The following is an 18,722-nucleotide window of genomic DNA, read 5'->3' on the forward strand; positions in this document are numbered from 1 at the left end:
TGCCATGACCCGCGCCCGCCTCACTGCGCTGCAACTGCTGTTCGGCTGGCTCAACCTGGCCCTGGCGGTGCCGAGCATCTACCTGATGTTCGGCCTGCCACTGGTGATGCGCCAATACGGCTGGAGCGGCACCGAGATCGGGCTGTTCCAACTGGCCGGGCTGCCAGCGGTGTTCAAGTTCCTGCTGGCGGTGCCGGTCCAGCGCGTGCGCCTGGGCCGTGCCCCCCTGCAACGCTGGCTGCTGGTGCTGAGCGTGGCGCTGATCGGGCTGTACGCGCTGATCGCCCGCGACAACCTCATCGACCAGCGCCTGGCACTGTTCGCCATGACGTTCGCCATCAGCCTCATCGCCACCTGGATGGACATCCCGCTCAATGCCCTGGCCGTGCACTGGCTGCCGCGCCGCGAGCAGGTGCGCGCCGGCAGCATTCGCGCCGCCGCGCTGTTCGTCGGTGCCATCGTCGGCGGCGGCGCGATGCTGCTGGTGCAGGCGCGCCTGGGCTGGCAGGCGCCGTTCGCGATCATGGGCACGGCGCTGGGGCTCGGCGTGCTGGTGCTGCTATGGGTCGGACGACGCTTGCCCAGCGCGCCCGCGCAGCCCTCGGCGGCGCCCGGGGTGATGACCGACTGGGCGAGTTTCTTCAGCCAACCGGCCGCGCGCCAGTGGACCTGGCTGCTGCTCAGCGCATTTCCGTTCATCGGCGCGGCCTGGCTGTACCTCAAGCCACTGCTGCTCGACCAAGGCCTGGCCCTGGAACAGGTGGCCTGGGTGGTCGGCATCGCCGGTGGCGCCCTCGGTGCGCTGGCCAGCCTGCTCGGCGGTCGGCTGATCGGCGTGCTGGGCACCGCGCGGGCCATCGTCCTGTACCTGTCGAGCGCCCTGCTCGCCCTGCTGGTGCTGGGCCTGGCGGTATGGCTGCGGCTGGGTACGGCGTGGCTGATCGCCGGCGCACTGCTGCTGGCCGTGGGCATGGGCGCCGTGTCGGCCTTGATGTTCGGCCTGACCCTGTTCTACAGCCGCCAGCAGCGCAGCGCCAGCGACTACGGCCTGCAATCGAGCCTGTTCGTCATCACCCGCCTGGCAGCGCCGGTGCTCGCCGGCCTGCTGCTCGACCGCCTGGGCTACGGCGGCCTGCTCGCCAGCCTGTGCGGCGGATTGCTGCTGGCCCTGCTGCTGGCCTGGCGGGTGCGCCACAGCATCGCCCGCAGCACCGACGCCTTGCTGCACACCCCCGATGACGCCGCCCCCGGTGTCACCGCCATCGCTCTGGAGGGCAAACCATGAAGCCACACCGCTACGGCATCTGCCTGATCAGCCGCGACCCCGCGCTGCGGGCCGATGTCAGCGCCGTGCTCGACCGGCTCAACCACTGGTTGGGCCACGAGACCCCGTTGGCCAGCCAGCATTGGCCGGACGCGCACCTGGACAGCCTGTACCGCCAGGTGGCGGGCCAGGCCGAGGCGTACCTGCGCCAGCAAGCCGGCGAAGGCGCCCTGGCGCTGGAACTGCTGGCCTTCGACGACCTCGCCCAGGCCCACGCCGCGCTGCCCTCGGCCTGCCCATGCGACCACGTGCTGCTCGACACCCGCCATCTGTCCCAGCAACCCGCACACGACCCGCTGCACGCGCTGCTCGACGCCCAACCCGAGGCCCGGCGCTCGCCCAGCAGCGCCGTGCTGTTGTGCGACCCGCAGCACCTGCAGCATTGGCTCGAACGGCTGGGTGGCAACCGCCTGCTGCGCGTGCCCCACCCCGACCCGGCCCTGCGCCGCGCCGACCTGCTGCGCCTGTTCGTCGACCACCTGGAACACGCCTACTGCAACCGCCTGCTGGCCCGCACCACACTGCAGACCAGCGAGCCGGTGGCGCTGGCCCGCGACATCCAGCAGCGCATGACCCAACGCTGGGGCCAGGCCTGGGACTGCCATTTCTTCACCGGCTCCATGGTCGCCGGCTTTCTCGACTCGCTCGGCGAGCTGCTGCGGCCCACCGCCTGCGGTTTCCACAGCGCCTGCAACGAGCACGCCCTGGCGGTCAGCGCCCTGGCCGGCTGGCAGTTGTACCAGCGCGCCTATGTGATCGTGATGACCTCGGGGATGCTCGACGAGATGCGCGGCACCCTGGCCAATCTCAAGCGCGCCGGTGCGCCGGGCCTGGTGATCTGCGCCGACTCGCCCGAATCGGTGTGGTTTGCCTTCCAGGGCAGCCTGGACGCGGACAACGACGGCCATCAGGTGATCGCCGCCCGTGGCCTGTGGCAGCGCTTCATACGCCGTCCCGACGAAGCCCCGGCCTGTGTCGAACAGGCCTTCGCGGCCCTGGCGCAGCGCCCGGCACCGACCTTCCTGTTCGCCACCCAGGCGGTGCTGGAGTCGCGCGCGGCGGTGGATCAGCCCGCGCCACCCGCGCCCGCCGAACCCGCCGCCCAGGGCCTGAGCACGCAGCAGCAGGCCAGCCTCGAACAACTGCTGGAGGTGCTCAACCACGCCCCTTCGCGCGTGCTCTGGCAATGTGGCCGGCTCGACGCCCGCGAGCGCCAGCGCGTGGTCGAGCTGGCCCGGCGCAGCGGCATCGCCCTGGCCGACAGCCTCGTCGCCCCCGGCAGCGTGTGCGCCTACCAGGACCAGGAACCGGTGGCCAACTACCTCGGTCCGCTGTCCATGTACGGCTTCAGCCGCCGTGTGCATGCCTTTCTGGAACAGCCCGAGGACACGCCGGACAAGCCCTGGCTGGTGTTCGTCAAAAGCAAGATCGACCAGTCGGCCACGCCCTACTCCGAAGGCCGTCTGCAACGCCTGTTCCACATCGTGCAGATCAACCGCCAAGCCGAGCACATCGCGCCGTTCTGCGAGTTGCCGGTCACTCTCGACCTGGACACCGTGCTCGACTACCTCGAACCGCGCCTGGCCGTCCCGCCGACGCTGCTCAAGGCGCGCCGCGAACGCTTGCAGCGCCTGCAACGCACCCGCGAAGTGCTGCCCAGCGATCAGATCGAAACCCTGCCGATGACGCCCAACTTCTTCTTTCACCGCCTCGGCCAACTGCTCGGCGAGATGATCGAGCGCGACGGCTACCGTTATACCGGCGTCTTCGACGTCGGCCGCTGCAGCCTCTCGGCGCTGCGCAACCTGCCGCGTACCGACGCCGGTTTTTCCGGCTGGTACGGCCGGGCACTGATGGGCGATGCGCTGGTGTCGCTGCCGTACATCGCCCGCAACGACGGCCGGCATGTGCTGGCCTTCATCGGCGACGGCGCCCGCGCGCTGGTGCCAGACATCGAGCAGCGCCTGGCCATGAGCCTGGCCAGCGCCGCCGATGGCGCCCAGCGCAACGTCACGGTGATGTACCTGGCCAACGGTGTGCTGTCGATGATCCAGACCTACCTGGACAAGCGCTACGCCTGCCACGGCGCCAGCCAGGTCAACGTGCCCCTGGCCGACGGGCCGCTGTGGCAGGAGCGCGCCTTCGGCCCGATCAGCATCTGCCGCGCACGCCTGCTGCACTTCTGCCCCGACACCCTGCGCCAGGCGCTGAGCGCGCCGGGACGCCTCAACTTCTTCGACGTCTGGCTCGGCCACAACTCCGAGGGCGATGGCTTGAGCCTGGTCTCGGAAACGGCCTGGAGCCGCCTGAACATGGAAAACTGCTGATGAAATTCGGATTCATTGCCCACCCCACCTCCACCGGCCTGCTGCACCAGGTCAAACTGGTCGACCTGCTCGACCGCACCCTGGAAGAACAGGCCTGGGGCTACCAGCGCGAACGCTGGCAGCGCCGCAACCTGGTGCCGTTCATCGACTTCGGCCGCATCGTCAGCGCCTGTGGCGCCGAGTGCTCGGGGATGCTGCAGTTCATGCCGCTGACCGCCGAGCAGATGCTGCGCCAGCCACGGGCCATCGCCGAGCGCGTGCTCCAGGGCGTGGCCGCGCTCAAGGCCGAAGGCGCCGAACTGGTGGGCCTGGGCGGCTTCACCGCGATCGTCGGCAACCGTGGCGTGGCCACCCTGGAGCAGGCTGATGTGGCCGTGACCACCGGCAACTCGCTGACCGCCTTCGCCGCCTATGCCAACCTGATGGACAGCCTCAGGTTGCTGGGCATCGCCGCCCAGGACGCCGAGGTGGCCGTGCTCGGCTATCCCGGCTCCATCGCCCTGGCGGTGGCGCGCTTGCTGGTCGAACAGGGCTGCCGCTTGCGCCTGGTGCACCGGGGCAATGCCCAGCAAGCCCAGGCGAATCTCGAATACCTGCCCAGCCAGTACCACGCTCAGGTCAGCCTGCACGACAACCTCGAAGACTGTTACGCCCAGGTGCGCTTCTACGTCGCCGCCACCTCCAGCGGCGGCCTGATCGACCCGCGTCGCTTGCTGCCGGGCTCGGTGGTGCTGGACGCCGCGCTGCCCAAGGACGTGATGGCCGTGGACCACCAGCGCCGCGACATCCTGCTGGTGGACGCCGGCCTGGTCTCGGCCAGCCCCGCCGTGCACCTGGGCCTGCGCAGCCTGGGCCTGGAGCCCAAGCGCAGCCTCAATGGCTGCCTGGCCGAAACCATGATCCTGGCCCTGGAAGGCCGCGCCGAACCGTTCTCCCTGGGCCGCGAGCTGCCGGTGGACAAGGTGCTGGAGATCGGCCGCATCGCCGAGCGCCATGGTTTCAGCCCCTCGCCGATGACCTGCGAAGGCGAGGTGCTCGGCAGCGAGGCGTTCGACCGCCTGCACCGCCACCACCACCCACGCCGCACCTTGCAAGCCCGCGATGCGCACGAGGAACCGCTGGCCCTGCGCCGCGAAGTGCTGAACAGCTTCGCCGATCACATCAACCCGGTGCTGCGCGAGTTCTACCAGTTCAACCATATCGAGCGGGTGTTCAGCCATGGCGAGGGCTGCTGGCTCACCGACCTGGACGGGCGACGTTTCCTGGATTTCGTCGCTGGCTACGGCTGCCTCAACACCGGGCACAACCACCCGGCCATCAGCCAGGCCCTGCAAGGCTACCTGCAGGCGCAGTTCCCCACCTTCATCCAGTACCTGTCGGCGCCGCTGCACGCCAGCCTGTTGGCCAAGCGCCTCGCGGCCCTGGCGCCGGGCGAGCTGAATCGGGTGTTCTTCAGCAACTCCGGCACCGAAGCGGTGGAGGCCGCGCTCAAGCTGGCGCTGGCGGCCAGCGACAAACGCTGCGTGCTGTACTGCGACAACGGCTACCACGGCAAGACCCTCGGCGCGCTGTCGGTGACCGGCCGGGCCAAGCACCGTACGCCGTTCGAGCCGCTGCTGCCGCGCTGTGAAAGCCTGCCGTTCGGCGACCTCCAGGCGCTGCGCACACGCCTGGAACGCGGCGATGTGGCCGCCTTCATCGTCGAGCCAATCCAGGGCGAAGGCGGCGTGATTCTGCCCCCGCCGGGCTACCTGGCCGGGGTCCGCGCGCTGTGCGACGAATTCGGCTGCCTGTGGATCCTCGACGAGATCCAGACCGGCCTGGGCCGTACCGGCAAGCTGTTCGCCTGCCAGTGGGACGACACCGCGCCGGACATCCTGGTGCTGTCCAAGTCGCTGTCCGGCGGGCTGGTGCCGATTGGCGCCACGCTGTCGCGCGAGGCGGTGTGGCAGCGGGCCTACGGCGACATCGACCGCTTCGCCCTGCACACCTCGACCTTCGGCGGCGGCAACTTCGCCGCCGCCGCCGCCCTGGCCGCGCTGGACGTGCTGGAGCAGGACGACCTGACCGCCAATGCTGCCGAGATCGGCGCCCACCTGCAGGCCGGCTTGCAGCACCTGGTGGAGCGCTATCCGTTCCTGGTGGCGGTGCGTGGCCGCGGGCTGATGCTGGCCATCGAGTTCCAGCAGGATCTGCAGGGCGGCGTGCAGGCGTTGGTCAAGGAACTGGCCGGACGCATCCCCGGCCAGGCCATGGCCACCTACCGCATGCTCTCCGGCGCGGCCCGCGCGCATCTCGAAGCGGCCGCCGAGGCGGTGGAGCAGAGCCTGGAGGACATGTTCGTGCTGCGCTTCATGACCAAGCTGTCCCAGGAGCACGGCGTGCTCACCTTCGTCACCGCCAACAACAACCGGGTGATGCGCATCCAGCCCCCGCTGGTGCTCAGCCGCGAGGAGGCCGACCACTTCCTCGCCGCGTTCGCCGCCGTGTGCGAGGACTTGGCGACGTTCCAGTCGTAAGGCCTTGGGTGAGGCATTCGGGGCTGCGCAGCAGCCCCCAACCCTACCCAGCAGCACCGCCCACCGAACCCCATAGTTTTCCCGCGCTTTGCCATACGAATCGGCCCGACCAACGGATTGAATCGACGGTCGCCGCAATTGAAAATGGTTCCAGTTCGTATCTACTGAATGGAAGAAAGCGATATGACCCTACCGCCTCTGGTCGAGCCCGCTGCCGAGCTCAGCCGCGAAGAAGTGAACCGCTACAGCCGCCACCTGCTGATTCCCGACATCGGCGTCATCGGCCAGCGTCGTCTGAAGAACGCCAAGGTGCTGGTCATCGGTGCCGGCGGCCTGGGCTCGCCGACCCTGCTCTACCTCGCCGCGGCCGGCATCGGCACATTGGGCGTGATCGACTTCGACCGGGTCGATGTGTCCAACCTGCAACGCCAAGTGATCCACACCGTCGACAACCTGGGCGAGCTCAAGGTGGAAAGCGCACGCCAGGCCATCGCCCGCCTCAACCCACTGGTGAAGGTGCGCACCCACACCGAGCGCCTGGAAGCGGACATGGCCGTGGAGCTGTTCAGCGGCTACGACCTGATCCTCGACGGCACCGACAACTTCGCCACCCGCTACCTGGTCAACGACGCCTGCATCCTGGCCGACAAGCCCTACGTCTGGGGCTCGATCTTCCGCTTCGAAGGCCAGGCCTCGGTGTTCTGGGAAAACGCACCCGACGGTCGCGGCCTCAACTACCGCGACCTGTACCCCGAGCCGCCACCGCCGGAACTGGCGCCCTCGTGCGCCGAAGGCGGCGTGCTCGGCGTACTCTGCGCGGCCATCGCCTCGATCATGGCCACCGAGGCGATCAAGCTGCTGACCGGCATCGGCGAACCGCTGCTGGGCCGCCTGATGGTCTACGACGCGCTGCAGATGAGCTATCGCCAACTGCCCCTGCGGCGCCTGCCGCAACGCCAGGCGGTCACCGCCCTGGGCGACTACCAGGCGCTGTGCGGCCTGAACCGGCCGGCGGCCAGCGACGCACCGCGGGTGCCGGCGATCAGCGCGGTGCAGCTCAAGTCGCTGCAGGACGCCGGGCGCGCGCCGGTGATCATCGATGTCCGCGAGCCGACCGAATGGGACATCGTGCGCATCGACGGCGCCGTGCTCATGCCCAAGTCCGAGCAGGTGGCGGCGCAGATCGTCGAGCGCTACGGCCACGACACCGACCTGGTGATCACCTGCAAGTCAGGCATGCGCTCGCGCGCGGTGGCCGGCGACCTGCAACGCCTGGGCCACGGCAAGGTGCGCGACCTGGAAGGCGGCGTGCTGGCCTGGGTGCGTGACGTCGAGCCGGCCCTGCCGAGCTATTGAGGACAGCCACATGGTTCTGCGCATCAGCGCCCAGGCGCTGGCCGAGGTTCAGCGCCTGGCCCGCGCCGCGCATCCGATCGAAGCCTGCGGCCTGATCGCCGCCGCCAGTGGCCAGGCCTTGGCCCAGCGCGTGGTGCCGCTGCGCAACCAGGCGGCCAGCCCGACCTGGTTCAGCTTCGATCCGCGCGAGCAACTGCAGGTCTGGCGCGAGCTGGACCAGCGCGACGAGGACTGCCGGGTGATCTACCACTCGCACACCGCCAGCGAAGCCTGGCCCAGCCGCGAGGACATCGCCCATGCCAGCGACGGCCAGGTGCATTACCTGATCGTCTCGACCTGGGCCGAGGCCCGGCATGCGGCGCGCAGCTTTCGCATCATCGACGGGCGGGTGTTCGAGGAACCGCTGTCCGTCCAGCCATGAACCGGCCGCCACGGCGGCCCCACACGCAAAGAAGGAGATTCGCATGTCGGTTTCAGTGATGGTTCCCACCCTGCTGCGCCCGCTCACCGAAGGGCAGAAACAGGTTCAGGCCGAGGGCGACACGGTGCGCCACATCATCGAGCACCTGGACAGCCGCTTCCCCGGCATCAAGGCGCGGCTGGTCAACGATGACCAGGTGCACCGCTTCGTCAACATCTACGTCAACGATGACGACATCCGCTTCGCCGACGGGCTGGCCACGGCGACCCGTCCGGGCGACCAGCTGACCGTGCTGCCGGCCGTCGCTGGCGGCTGAAGCCCCTCCAGCCCTTCGCGGGTACGCCCGCGAAGCCTGCTCGCCCGTCCCCTGTCCGCGAGATCCGCCCATGCCCCGTATCCTCGATGACGCCAGCCTGCGCTGGCGCAGCGGCCCCTCCCTGCCTGCCTGGCAGGGCCTGAGCCGCGCCCTGCAGCAGCACGGCGAGTGCCTTGGCCTGCGTTCGCTCGACGGCTTGGCCGAAGGGCCGGCACTGCACCTGCTGCACCCCGATCTGCAACCGCTGCACACGCACTTGGCGATGCCGACTGCACTGCCCTTGGAACTGACCAGCGAATTCACCCTGCAGGCCGCCTGCGGCCTGATGTCGGTGCATGGTCGCGCCAGTGGCCGAGCGCAGGCACTGGGGGTGAACTACCTGGCCAGCCTGAACGCAGCGCTGGCCTGGCAAGCCACGCTGGCCGCCGCCGTCGGCCAACTGCGCGGCGGCCGTTTCCACAGCGTCACCCTGGACCCTGCGCGCGGCGCGCTGTTGAGCATCGGCCAGTACCTGGCGGGCGCCACCGCGCCGGAGGACGCCGAGCGCTTGCTGCCCGGCCAGGACGATGCCTTCGCCCGGCCGCCGTTCGTGTCGCTGGAGGGCGCGGCCTTCGAACTGGAAACCCTCGACAGCCAACCGTGGCGGCACTTCTGGCGCGCGCTCGGTATCAGCGACAGCCTTGCAGGCAAAGCCTGGCAGCACTTTCTGCTGCGCTATGCCAGGGCCGTGGCAGCGATGCCCGCCGAGTGCCTGGACGCACTGGCCGCCCTGCCGTTGGCGCGGATCCAGGCCCAGGCGCAGGCCAGCGGTGTGGCGCTGGTGCCCCTGCGCAGCCCGGCGCAACGCCAAGCCGACGCCGACTACCGTGCCAGCCTGTCCAGCCCCTGGCGCCTGACGCCCGGGCCGCAAGCGCAGGCACGGTCCACCAGCGTGCCCGGCGCGCTGCCGTTACAGGGCATTCGCGTGCTGGAGTCGTGCCGGCGCATCCAAGGCCCGCTGGCCGGCCACCTGCTGGCGCTGCTCGGCGCCGAGGTCATTCGCCTGGAGCCGCCGGGCGGGGATCCGCTACGCAATATGCCGCCGTGCGCCGACGGCTGCTCGGTGCGCTTCGATGCGCTCAATCACTTGAAGTCGGTGCGCGAGGTGGACATCAAGTCCGCCGCCGGCCGCGCCGAAATCGACGCGCTGTGCGCCGAGGCCGACGTGTTCCTGCATAACTGGGCGCCGGGCAAGGCCGCCGAGCTCGGCCTGGACGCCGCCGACCTGCACGCGCGGCACCCGTCGCTGGTGCATGCCTATGCCGGCGGCTGGGGCGACGCTGGCGTGCAGGCGCCGGGCACCGACTTCACCGTACAGGCCTGGTCTGGCGTGGCCGAACGCATCGCCCGCGCCAGTGGCTCGCGCGGCGGCACCTTGTTCACCGCACTCGATGTGCTGGGCGGGGTGATCAGCGCCCAAGGCGTCTGCGCCGCCCTGCTCGACCGCTGCCTGCACGCACGCGGCAGCCAGGTGCAGAGCACCCTGCTCGGCGCCGCCGACCTGCTGCTGGCCAGCGACAGCGCCAACCCACCCAGCCTGCTGCAAGGCGTGTTCGAGACCGGCCACGGCCTGCTGGCGGTGGACTGCCAGACCCGCGCCCAGCGACGCGCCCTCGACCAGTTGCTCGGCGCCCCCTGCGAGGCCCAGGACCTGCCACGGCGCCTGGCCAGCGCCGATGCCGAACACTGGCAACGACGCTGCCAACAGGCCGGGATTCCCGCCAGCCGCGTGCATCAAGACCTGGCCGCGTTGGCCAACGACCCTTGCCTGGCCGACTGCTTCGGCCAGCGCACCTACCGATCCGTTCAATCACCGTGGAGTTTCACATGAACACCGCCGGCATCATTGACCTGGTACCCCAGAACGCCCGTCGTCGTTGGCGCGAAGACGGCAGCTACCCGAACCGCGATGTGTTCGACCTGTTCCGCGAGCGCGCCGGCGAGACGCCGGACAAACCCGCGGTGCTGTCGCCGGAGGGCCACGTCAGCTACGCCGAACTGCTCGGCGCGGCCCTGCGCCTGGCCGGCAGTCTGCGCCAGTCGGGAATCGTCGCGGGCGACGTGGTGGCCTACCAGTTGAGCAACAGTTGGCGCTGCTGCGCCATCGACCTGGCGGTGGCAGCACTGGGCGCCATCGTCGCGCCCTTCCCGCCGGGGCGCGGCAAGCTGGACATCCAGGCCCTGGTGCGCCGCTGCGATGCGCGGGCGGTGATCGTGCCGGCGCAGTACGCCGACATCGACCTGTGCGAGGTGATCGAGTCGCTGCGCCCGACCCTGTTGTCGCTGCGCTTTCTGATCGTCGACGGCGCGCCACGCGCGGGCTGGTCGACCCTCGACGCACTGTTCGAGCACACGCCCATCGACAGCACCAGCCTGCCTCGGGTGTGCCCGGATTCGCCGGTGCGCCTGCTGGTGTCCTCGGGCACCGAGTCGGAGCCGAAACTGGTAGCCTACTCGCACAACGCGCTGATCGGCGGACGCGGTCGCTTCCTGCAACGCATCAGCGACGACGGCGCCGAGTTCCGGGGCCTGTACCTGGTGCCGCTGGGCTCTTCGTTCGGCTCCACGGCCACCTTCGGCGTGCTCAGCTGGCTGGGCGGCTCGCTGGTGGTGCTGCCGCGCTTCGAGGTGAGCGAGGCGATCAAGGCCATCGAACGCCTGCGCCCGAGCTTCATTCTCGGCGTGCCGACCATGCTCCAGCGCATCGCCGCCGACCCGGCCCTGGCCGAGATCGACAGGTCCAGCCTGCGCGGGCTGATCTGCGGCGGTTCGGTGATCGACGAGGCCACCGTGCTGCGCTGCACCGAGGCCTTCGGCTGCGGCTTCATCAGCCTCTACGGCTCGGCCGACGGGGTGAACTGCCACAACACCCTGGACGACCCGCTGGAGGTGGTGCTGGGCAGCGTCGGCAAACCCAATCCGGCGGTGTGCGAGATCCGCATCGTCGATGACCTGGGCCGCGAGGTGCCGCCTGGCAGCGTCGGCGAAATCACCGCGCGCGGGCCACTGAGCCCCATGCAGTACGTCAACGCGCCGGAGCTGGACGAGCGCTACCGCGACGCCGAGGGCTGGGTGCGCACGGGCGACCTGGGCTTCATCGATCCGGCGGGCTACCTGAAACTGGCCGGGCGCAAGAAAGACATCATCATTCGCGGCGGCGCCAACATCAGCCCGGTGCAGATCGAAGGGCTGGCCATGGCGCACCCGGACGTGGTCAGCGTCGCCTGCGTGCCGGTGCCCGACCCGGACCTGGGCCAGCGCGTGTGCCTGTGCGTGACCCTGCGCGAAGGCGCGCAGCGCTTCGCCCTGCAGGACATCACCGGGTTCCTGCGCGAACAGGGCCTGGAGGTGAACAAGCTGCCGGAGTACCTGCGCTTCTACCGCCACCTGCCGCTGACGCCGGCCGGCAAGGTCGACAAACGCGCCCTGGCCGCCGACGCTGCCGGCCTGGCCGAGCCCGTGCGGCAGGTGGGCTGAGCCATGGCCTGCGAAAATGTCTCCCACCTGGCGCAGCGGGTGCGCCACTTCGTCGAGCAGCAGGTGCTGCCGCGCGAAGCCGAGCTGGGCCGCTGCGATGCGGCGGCGGCGAGGTTGACGGCCCAGTTGCAGGCTCAGGCCAAGGCCGAGGGCGTGTTCGGCAATTTCTATCCCGTGGCCGACGGCGGCCGGGTCGCCAGCCTGGTGGACTACCTGACCGTGGCCGCCGAGGAAGGACGCAGCGAATTCGCCCCGGCGCTGCTGGGCTGCGACGCCACGCTGGACTGCCACATGCTCGCCCGCCACGCCAACCCGAGCCTGCGCGAGCGCTTCTACCTGCCGCTGGTGCGCGGCGAACAAGTGCCCTGCTATGCGATGTCCGAGCCGGACAGCATCGGCTCGATCCCGGCCACGCTGAACAGCCAGGCGCGCTGGCAAGGCGACCACTGGCAACTGACGGCGCGCAAGTGGTTCATCTGCCGCGCCGAGCGGGCCGACTTCGCCACTGTGATCGCCCGCACCGACGACGGTCCGTTGCAGTCGGCGCTGTCGATGCTGGTGGTGCCCTGCGACAGTCCAGGGTTTCGCTTCGTCCGGCCGCTGGCGCTGCTCGGTCGCCAGCAGGGTCAGGGCGAGGTGCACCTGGAAGCGGTGCGGGTGCAGCCCGACCAGGTGCTGGGCGCACCGGGCCAGGGCCTGGCGCTGATGCAGCAGCGCTTGGGGTTGGGCCGCCTGCTGCGCGCGGCGCACTGGCTGGGCCTGGCCCAGCGCTGCTTCGACGCGCTGTGCGCACGGGTACACTCGCCGCGCGGCGCCCAGGCACGGCTGGCCGACAAGCAACTGGTGCGCGCCCGGGTGTACCGCAGCTTTCGTGAAATCGCCAGCGCACGCGGCCTGCTGCAGGATGCGGCGGCCAAGCTCGACCGCGGCCAGGCCAACGCCATCGAGGTCAACCTGGCCAAGCTGGCGGCCAGCGAAGCGCTGTCGCTGGCGGTGGACTCGGCGATCCAGGTGATGGGCGCCGAGGGCCTGAGCGAGCTGTCGCCGCTGTCGGGCATCTATCGCGGCGCGCGCACCACGCACATCCTCGACGGCACCGACGATGCACTGATCAGCACCCTGGGCCGCGATCTGCTGGAGGCCACGCAACCCGGTGTGGCCTTCGATGCCTTGGCGCCCTCCATGCACCTGCACGGCAAGGGGGCGCCATGAACCGGCACATGCCGCTGGCGGCCCTGCTCACTTGCGCCATGGGCCTGCCGATGATGGTGTTCTATGCCCTCGGCGTGCTCGGCCCGCAACTGATCGCCGACCTGGGCATCGACCGCCAGCAACTGGGCTGGCTGACCACCAGCGCCTTCGGCCTGGCCGCGCTGCTGTCGCCGTGGGCCGGGGCGCTGGTGCAGCGCATCGGCTCGCGCAACGGGCTGCGCGCGCTGTTCGTGCTGGTGGCGTTGTCGTTCAGCCTGGTGCTGGTGCTGCCGGGCTTCGTCGGCCTGGTGGTGGCCCTGCTGTTCTGTGGCGCGGCGCAGGCCTTGGCCAACCCAGCCACCAATCAGGCCATCGCGCAGACCGCCGATGCGCCACGGGCCAGCCTGGTCGGTATCAAGCAGGCCGGGGTGCAGGCGTCGGCGCTGCTGGCAGGCATTGCCTTGCCGGCGCTCAGCGAAGCGCTGGGCTGGCGCCTGGCGCTGGCCTGCTGGGCACCGCTGGCGCTGCTGCTGGCGCTGGGGGTGGCTCGGCAGATCGCCGCACCGGCCACACCGGCCAAGACCGCGCTGCGCGTGCAGCGGCCCAATGGCTGGCTGCTGCGGCTGATGGCGATCCAGGGCTGCGCGGGGCTGTGCCTGTCGGCGTTCATCACCTTCTTTGGCGTGTATGCGAGCGGTCTTGGCGTCGCCCCGGCCACCATTGGCCTGATGATCAGCGGCTTCGGCATCACCGGCATCCTCTCGCGCCTGCTGTTGACCCCGTTGGGCGCGGCGCTGCGCGATGAAACCGCGCTGCTCGGCGGGTTGTTCCTGTTCGCCCTGGTCACCGTGCTGCTGTTGCAGCAGGCGGCGCCGGGCCGGCTCTGGCCGCTGTGGGGCGCCGTGCTGGGCATGGGGTTGAGCCTGGTGGCAAGCAATGCGGTGGCGATGAGCATGCTGCTGCGCGAGCCGCGCTTCGGTGGCGTGGCCGGCAGCGCCGGGCTGCTGTCGCTGGGTTTCTTCGGCGGCATCGCGCTCGGACCGCCGCTGTTCGCCGCGCTGCTGCGCCAGCCCGGTGGTTTCACGGCAGGCTGGACACTGCTGATGGCGGCGCTGTGCGTGGGCGCCGGACTGTGCCGCAGCCTGTACCGGGCGCGGCGCACGCAGGAGGGCTGCAGCGATGCCGGAACAGCGTAAGCGTCAGGCGGTCATCGAGGCCTTGCTGGCGCCGCTGGGGCGGGTCTCGCAGCAGTGCGACGGGCAGTTTCCGCTGTATCGCCTGGCCCCCGACAGGCCGTGGAAGCTGTCGCGGCGCGGCTCGTGGCTGGGCGGTTTCTGGGCTGCCCTGTGGTGGCGCCGCGCCGGGCTCAGCGGGCAGGCCACTGACCTGGCCGAAGCCCAGGCCTGGAGCGAACGCCTGCACGGGCAACTGGCCGAACCCAGCCTCAACCGCAGCTTCGTGTTCTGGTACGGCGCCGGCCTGGCCGCCCGCCATCCAGACGGCGCGAAAGCGCGGCAATTGGCCGAGCGCGCCGCCGCTGCCTTGGCCGCCGACTTCGATCCTGGCTTGGGCGGTTGGTGGTTGGGCACCGGCCTGGGCGCAGGCGAGCCAGGGGCGGCCACCCTCGATGTCGATGCCCTGGCCCCGACCCTGGCGCTGCTGCACAGCAGCCCCGTGGCGAGCCACGCAGACCTGGCGCGCCGGCATCTACAACGCTGCCTGCACAGCCTGGCCGAGCCCTCAGGCGCCTGGGCCGCCCAGGCCCTGCGCCACGCCGACGGGCACTGGCAGCGCAGCGCGCCCGGACACTGGGCGCGTGGTCAGGCCTGGGCGATGCTGGGCCTGGCCGAAGCCGTGGGCCGGTACGGCGGCGAATACGCCGAGGCCGCCGCGCGGGCGTGCGAGTACTGGACCCAGCGCTGGGGCGCCCAGGCCGCCGCCGGGCGCCTGCGCGCCAACGAGGCGGACCCCTGCGCCATCGCCATCGCCTCGCTGGCGCTGCTGCGCCTGTGGCAATGCCTGCCAGGGCGCAATGCCTGGTGCGAACTGGCCTGTCGGCAGATCGGCGGGTTGCTGTCGCCCGAGGTCAAGCGCGGCCGTTTCGTGGGCCACAGCTACCGCATCGGCCCACAGCAGACCCACTTGGTGGAGACGCCCTGCGCGACGTTCTTCCTGATCGAGGCACTGCGGGCCCAGGGCCAGGTGCTGGCGGGCGACGGCGGCGTGGCCGGTTGGTAAGTGCGCGCGGCGATTCACAAAGCGCTATAAAAAAAGCCCGGCCATGTGCATGGCCGGGCTGACACACCCAAAGGAGCAACAGGTGTCAGGGGTTGGGAATGGATTCGCCCCAGCGTCTCAGGCAACCGCCGCCAGTTTCGCCTTGGCTTGGTTCAGGCCCTGCTCGTGGAAATCGCCGCTCATGTTCAGGCCTTCGGCGTGGATGAAGGTCACGTCGTGGATGCCGATGAACGCCATCACCTGGCGCAGGTAGGGTTCCTGGTGGTCGCTGCTGGCGCCGGCATGAATGCCGCCGCGAGCGGTCAGCACGATGGCGCGCTTGCCGCTGAGCAGACCTTGCGGCCCGGTGGGGGTGTACTTGAAGGTGATGCCGGCGCGCAGCACATGGTCGAGCCAGGCCTTCAACGTGCTGGGGATGGTGAAGTTGTACATGGGCGCGGCCAGCACCAGCACGTCGGCAGCCAGCAACTCGTCGGTCAGTTCGTTGGAGCGCAGCAGCGCCTGCACCTCGGCGGCGCTGCGTTGCGCCTCGGGTTTCATCCAGCCGCCGAGCAGGTCGGCGTCCAGGTGCGGCACCGGGTTCAGCGCCAGGTCGCGCAGGGCCAGGGTGTCAGCCGGGTGCGCGGCCTGCCACTGCCGGGTGAAGTCGCGGGTCAACTGGCGAGACACGGAATCCTGCTGGCGGGCGCTGCTTTCGACGATCAGTACGCGGGACATGGCTGCCTCCATCGGCAAATACGGTTGCGATTCGATGGAGGTGAGACTAAAGCTTGACCTATCGATAAAAAAGCGTAAAAAATCGCTGCAATCTATCGACTAATCCGTTCATTCCGCCTGGCAGTTGACGTCGATGCGCAGCTTGATGATCTGCCGATTGAATTTAGCCGTCACGTCCACGCTTCGCCCGGCGGGCACGTTGATCCGGCGCACACGGGGCGCTTCGGGGCCGTTCCTGAAGGTCACCTTGCAGGCGGCAGGCACCTGGCCATAGTTGTTCAGGGCGATGCTGCCGATGTCAGGGGCGGTGTCGTAGGCGGTGTAGTCGAGCTTCACGCCGTCCACCTGCTTCTGCACCTCGATCGGATAGGCCAGCGCCGTGATCGGCAGCAACGACATCAGTATCGCCAGGCATTTTTTCATCGTGCGCGCTCCTTGAGAGTGCGCAGCTTAGGACAACAGGAGCCGAACATGAAAGCGCCGCGCGTGACCCTGGATCAGTGGCGAACCCTGCAGGCGGTGGTCGACCACGGCGGCTTCGCCCAAGCCGCCGAGGCCCTGCACCGCTCGCAGTCGTCGGTGAGCTACACCGTGGCGCGCATGCAGGAGCAACTTGGCGTGCCGCTGCTGCGCATCGACGGGCGCAAGGCAGTGCTCACCGAGGCCGGCGACGTGCTGTTGCGCCGCTCGCGGCAACTGGTCAAGCAGGCCAGCCAACTCGAGGACCTGGCCCACCACATGGAGCAGGGCTGGGAGGCCGAAGTGCGCCTGGTGGTCGATGCCGCCTACCCCAGCGCCCGCCTGGTGCGTGCCCTGAGCGCCTTCATGCCGCAGAGCCGCGGCTGCCGTGTACGGCTGCGCGAAGAAGTGCTGTCGGGCGTCGAGGAGGTGCTGCACGACGGCATCGCGGACCTTGCCATCAGCAGCTTCAACATTCCCGGCTACCTGGGCGCCGAGTTGAGCACGGTGGAGTTCATCGCCGTCGCCCACCCCGAGCACAGCCTGCACCGGCTCAACCGCCAACTCACCTTCCAGGACCTGGAAAGCCAGTTGCAGGTGGTGATCCGCGATTCCGGGCGCAGCCAGCCGCGCGACGTCGGCTGGCTGGGCGCCGAGCAGCGCTGGACGGTGGGCAGCCTGGGCACGGCGGCGACCTTCGTCGGCAGCGGTCTGGGCTTCGCCTGGCTGCCGCGGCACATGATCGAGCGCGAACTCGAGGAAGGTCTGCTCAAGCCGCTGCCGCTGGATCAGGGTGGCAGTCGTCATCCGCTGTTCTACCTTTACGCGAGCAAGGAAAAGGCCCTGGGCCCGGCTACGCAGATCCTCATCGAGTTGCTGCGCAACTTCGACACCGCGCCGCTGGACGTGCCCTTCGCCGCCCCCGCACAAGCCTGAGAGGACCTCGGCCATGGCCCGTTTCGAACACGCTGGATGCCGTCTGCACTACGAGGTGCACGGCCAGGGCGAACCGCTGGTGCTGCTGCACGGGCTCGGTTCGAGCAGCCAGGATTGGGAGCGGCAGGTGCCGGTGCTGAGCCGGCACTACCAGGTGATCCTGATGGACCTGCGCGGCCACGGGCAGTCGGCCAAACCCCGCAGCGGCTACCGCATCGCCACCTTCAGCGACGACCTGCTGGCCCTGCTCCAGCACCTGGGCTGTGGACCGGTGCATGTCGTCGGCCTGTCCATGGGCGGCATGGTCGGCTTCCAGTTCGCCGTCGATCACCCGCAATGGCTGCGCAGCCTGTGCATCGTCAACAGCGCGCCCGAGGTCAAGCGGCGCAGCCTGGAACACTGGCTGTGGTGGGCCAAGCGCTGGAGCCTGGCGCGCCTGCTCAGTGTCGAGACGGTCGGCCAGGGCCTGGCCGCGCGCCTGTTTCCCAAGCCTGAACAGGCCGCGCTGCGCCGCAGCATGGCCCAGCGCTGGGCGCGCAACGACAAGCGCGCCTACCTCAAGAGCTTCGACGCCATCGTCGGCTGGGGCGTGCAGGAACGCATCGGCGCCATCGAGTGTCCGACCCTGGTGATCGCCGCCGACCACGACTACACCCCGGTGCAACACAAGCAACGCTACGTCGCCCTGATGCCCCATGCGACGCTGGCGGTCATCGAGGATTCGCGGCACGCTACGCCGCTGGATCAACCCGAGGTCTTCAACCAGACCCTGCTGCGCTTTCTCGCAGCCCATTTTCCCCCTCAAGGAACATCGCGCCCATGCTGAAGAAACTTCTGCTCACCGCCTGCTCGGTCGCCTTCGCCACCAGCGTCATGGCGTCCGACAAAACCCCTCACGTGCTCCTGGACACTAGCCTCGGCCAGGTCACCATAGAATTGAACGCGGAAAAAGCGCCCGTCAGTACCAAGAACTTCCTGAGCTACGTGGACAGCGGTTTCTACAACAACACGATCTTCCACCGCGTGATTCCGGGCTTCATGGTCCAAGGCGGTGGCTTCACCGAACAGATGGTGCAGAAAGACACCCAGGATCCGATCAGGAACGAAGCCAGCAACGGCCTGCAGAACACCCGCGGCACCCTGTCGATGGCGCGCACCTCGAACCCGAACTCGGCCACCAGCCAATTCTTCATCAACGTCGCCGACAATGACTTCCTCAACCCAGGCCGCGATGCGGGCTATGCCGTATTCGGCAAGGTCACCCAAGGCATGGAAGTGGTCGACCAGATCGTCAATTCGCCGACCACCGTGAAGAAAGGCATGCGCGACGTGCCTGCCAATCCAGTCTTCATCAAGTCGGCCAAACGTATCGATTGATCGCAGGTCTCACGGGAGGTGACGC

Annotated in this window: 16 protein-coding genes; 14 read left to right on the forward strand and 2 right to left on the reverse strand. The window is 69.4% G+C overall.

Annotated elements, in window-relative coordinates:
- Nucleotides 1-4 precede the first annotated feature (4 nt).
- From Q7C30_RS15245 to Q7C30_RS15295, 11 genes are all read left to right on the forward strand, one after another.
- On the forward strand, nucleotides 5-1,285 hold the full coding sequence (locus Q7C30_RS15245) for an MFS transporter (RefSeq protein WP_317872007.1): 1,281 nt from the start codon (nucleotides 5-7) through the stop codon (nucleotides 1,283-1,285).
- The gene (locus Q7C30_RS15250; protein ID WP_317872008.1) at nucleotides 1,282-3,651 is read left to right on the forward strand and encodes a thiamine pyrophosphate-binding protein; all 2,370 of its coding nucleotides are present in this window, start codon (nucleotides 1,282-1,284) and stop codon (nucleotides 3,649-3,651) included. Before Q7C30_RS15245 ends, Q7C30_RS15250 begins: the two co-directional genes overlap by 4 nt.
- Nucleotides 3,651-6,170 (forward strand): aminotransferase class III-fold pyridoxal phosphate-dependent enzyme, encoded by a 2,520-nt coding sequence (locus Q7C30_RS15255; RefSeq protein ID WP_317872009.1) that lies wholly within the window; start codon nucleotides 3,651-3,653, stop codon nucleotides 6,168-6,170. The genes Q7C30_RS15250 and Q7C30_RS15255 overlap by 1 nt, the downstream gene beginning before the upstream one ends.
- Before the next feature lie 183 nt (nucleotides 6,171-6,353).
- On the forward strand, nucleotides 6,354-7,526 hold the full coding sequence (gene moeB, locus Q7C30_RS15260) for a molybdopterin-synthase adenylyltransferase MoeB (protein ID WP_029613679.1): 1,173 nt from the start codon (nucleotides 6,354-6,356) through the stop codon (nucleotides 7,524-7,526).
- Nucleotides 7,527-7,536: 10 nt separating this feature from the next.
- Nucleotides 7,537-7,947 carry a M67 family metallopeptidase gene (locus Q7C30_RS15265; RefSeq protein WP_295484858.1) on the forward strand — a complete coding sequence of 137 codons (411 nt, stop codon included), beginning with the start codon at nucleotides 7,537-7,539 and terminating at the stop codon, nucleotides 7,945-7,947.
- Between the two features lie 43 nt (nucleotides 7,948-7,990).
- Entirely contained in the window at nucleotides 7,991-8,263 is a 273-nt protein-coding gene (locus Q7C30_RS15270; protein WP_116887774.1) for a MoaD/ThiS family protein, read from the forward strand.
- 70 nt (nucleotides 8,264-8,333) lie between these two features.
- Complete coding sequence (locus Q7C30_RS15275) at nucleotides 8,334-10,133, forward strand: CoA transferase (RefSeq protein WP_317872010.1); 1,800 nt, start codon at nucleotides 8,334-8,336, stop codon at nucleotides 10,131-10,133.
- The gene (locus Q7C30_RS15280; protein WP_039576171.1) at nucleotides 10,130-11,779 is read left to right on the forward strand and encodes a class I adenylate-forming enzyme family protein; all 1,650 of its coding nucleotides are present in this window, start codon (nucleotides 10,130-10,132) and stop codon (nucleotides 11,777-11,779) included. Before Q7C30_RS15275 ends, Q7C30_RS15280 begins: the two co-directional genes overlap by 4 nt.
- 3 nt (nucleotides 11,780-11,782) lie before the next feature.
- Complete coding sequence (locus Q7C30_RS15285) at nucleotides 11,783-12,991, forward strand: acyl-CoA dehydrogenase family protein (protein WP_317872011.1); 1,209 nt, start codon at nucleotides 11,783-11,785, stop codon at nucleotides 12,989-12,991.
- Nucleotides 12,988-14,166, forward strand: coding sequence for an MFS transporter (locus tag Q7C30_RS15290; RefSeq protein ID WP_317872012.1), 1,179 nt, complete (start codon nucleotides 12,988-12,990; stop codon nucleotides 14,164-14,166). The genes Q7C30_RS15285 and Q7C30_RS15290 overlap by 4 nt, the downstream gene beginning before the upstream one ends.
- Nucleotides 14,150-15,208, forward strand: a complete 1,059-nt coding sequence (locus Q7C30_RS15295; RefSeq protein ID WP_317872013.1) for a glucuronyl hydrolase — start codon at nucleotides 14,150-14,152, stop codon at nucleotides 15,206-15,208. The genes Q7C30_RS15290 and Q7C30_RS15295 overlap by 17 nt, the downstream gene beginning before the upstream one ends.
- Before the next feature lie 117 nt (nucleotides 15,209-15,325).
- On the opposite strand, the gene Q7C30_RS15300 is transcribed toward Q7C30_RS15295, so the two are convergent.
- Entirely contained in the window at nucleotides 15,326-15,925 is a 600-nt protein-coding gene (locus tag Q7C30_RS15300; RefSeq protein WP_317872014.1) for an FMN-dependent NADH-azoreductase, read from the reverse strand.
- 108 nt (nucleotides 15,926-16,033) lie between these two features.
- Nucleotides 16,034-16,348 carry a hypothetical protein gene (locus tag Q7C30_RS15305; RefSeq protein WP_029613683.1) on the reverse strand — a complete coding sequence of 105 codons (315 nt, stop codon included), beginning with the start codon at nucleotides 16,346-16,348 and terminating at the stop codon, nucleotides 16,034-16,036.
- A 48-nt stretch (nucleotides 16,349-16,396) separates the two neighbouring features.
- Between Q7C30_RS15305 and Q7C30_RS15310 the strand changes: the two genes are divergently transcribed.
- From Q7C30_RS15310 to Q7C30_RS15320, 3 genes are read left to right on the forward strand one after another with little or no spacing between them, the layout of a single operon-like run.
- Nucleotides 16,397-17,320, forward strand: coding sequence for a LysR family transcriptional regulator (locus tag Q7C30_RS15310; RefSeq protein ID WP_039576162.1), 924 nt, complete (start codon nucleotides 16,397-16,399; stop codon nucleotides 17,318-17,320).
- 13 nt (nucleotides 17,321-17,333) lie between these two features.
- A complete protein-coding gene (locus Q7C30_RS15315) occupies nucleotides 17,334-18,146 on the forward strand; it encodes an alpha/beta hydrolase (protein WP_039576161.1) in 813 nt (270 codons plus the stop codon).
- The gene (locus Q7C30_RS15320; RefSeq protein WP_039576159.1) at nucleotides 18,140-18,697 is read left to right on the forward strand and encodes a peptidylprolyl isomerase; all 558 of its coding nucleotides are present in this window, start codon (nucleotides 18,140-18,142) and stop codon (nucleotides 18,695-18,697) included. The genes Q7C30_RS15315 and Q7C30_RS15320 overlap by 7 nt, the downstream gene beginning before the upstream one ends.
- Nucleotides 18,698-18,722: the final 25 nt, after the last annotated feature.

The organism is Pseudomonas sp. RAC1, from assembly GCF_030658255.1.
Lineage (GTDB): Bacteria > Pseudomonadota > Gammaproteobacteria > Pseudomonadales > Pseudomonadaceae > Aquipseudomonas > Aquipseudomonas boreofloridensis.

Bases quoted from the DNA above. Each gene is read 5' to 3' on its own strand.
- Q7C30_RS15285 (WP_317872011.1), top strand. From the start codon at position 11,783: ATGGCCTGCGAAAATGTCTCCCACCTGGCGCAGCGGGTGCGCCACTTC.
- Q7C30_RS15245 (WP_317872007.1), top strand. From the start codon at position 5: ATGACCCGCGCCCGCCTCACTGCGCTGCAACTGCTGTTCGGCTGGCTC.
- Q7C30_RS15275 (WP_317872010.1), top strand. From the start codon at position 8,334: ATGCCCCGTATCCTCGATGACGCCAGCCTGCGCTGGCGCAGCGGCCCC.
- Q7C30_RS15270 (WP_116887774.1), top strand. From the start codon at position 7,991: ATGTCGGTTTCAGTGATGGTTCCCACCCTGCTGCGCCCGCTCACCGAA.
- Q7C30_RS15310 (WP_039576162.1), top strand. From the start codon at position 16,397: ATGAAAGCGCCGCGCGTGACCCTGGATCAGTGGCGAACCCTGCAGGCG.
- Q7C30_RS15280 (WP_039576171.1), top strand. From the start codon at position 10,130: ATGAACACCGCCGGCATCATTGACCTGGTACCCCAGAACGCCCGTCGT.
- moeB (WP_029613679.1), top strand. From the start codon at position 6,354: ATGACCCTACCGCCTCTGGTCGAGCCCGCTGCCGAGCTCAGCCGCGAA.
- Q7C30_RS15315 (WP_039576161.1), top strand. From the start codon at position 17,334: ATGGCCCGTTTCGAACACGCTGGATGCCGTCTGCACTACGAGGTGCAC.
- Q7C30_RS15290 (WP_317872012.1), top strand. From the start codon at position 12,988: ATGAACCGGCACATGCCGCTGGCGGCCCTGCTCACTTGCGCCATGGGC.
- Q7C30_RS15255 (WP_317872009.1), top strand. From the start codon at position 3,651: ATGAAATTCGGATTCATTGCCCACCCCACCTCCACCGGCCTGCTGCAC.
- Q7C30_RS15295 (WP_317872013.1), top strand. From the start codon at position 14,150: ATGCCGGAACAGCGTAAGCGTCAGGCGGTCATCGAGGCCTTGCTGGCG.
- Q7C30_RS15250 (WP_317872008.1), top strand. From the start codon at position 1,282: ATGAAGCCACACCGCTACGGCATCTGCCTGATCAGCCGCGACCCCGCG.
- Q7C30_RS15300 (WP_317872014.1), bottom strand. From the start codon at position 15,925: ATGTCCCGCGTACTGATCGTCGAAAGCAGCGCCCGCCAGCAGGATTCC.
- Q7C30_RS15265 (WP_295484858.1), top strand. From the start codon at position 7,537: ATGGTTCTGCGCATCAGCGCCCAGGCGCTGGCCGAGGTTCAGCGCCTG.
- Q7C30_RS15305 (WP_029613683.1), bottom strand. From the start codon at position 16,348: ATGAAAAAATGCCTGGCGATACTGATGTCGTTGCTGCCGATCACGGCG.
- Q7C30_RS15320 (WP_039576159.1), top strand. From the start codon at position 18,140: ATGCTGAAGAAACTTCTGCTCACCGCCTGCTCGGTCGCCTTCGCCACC.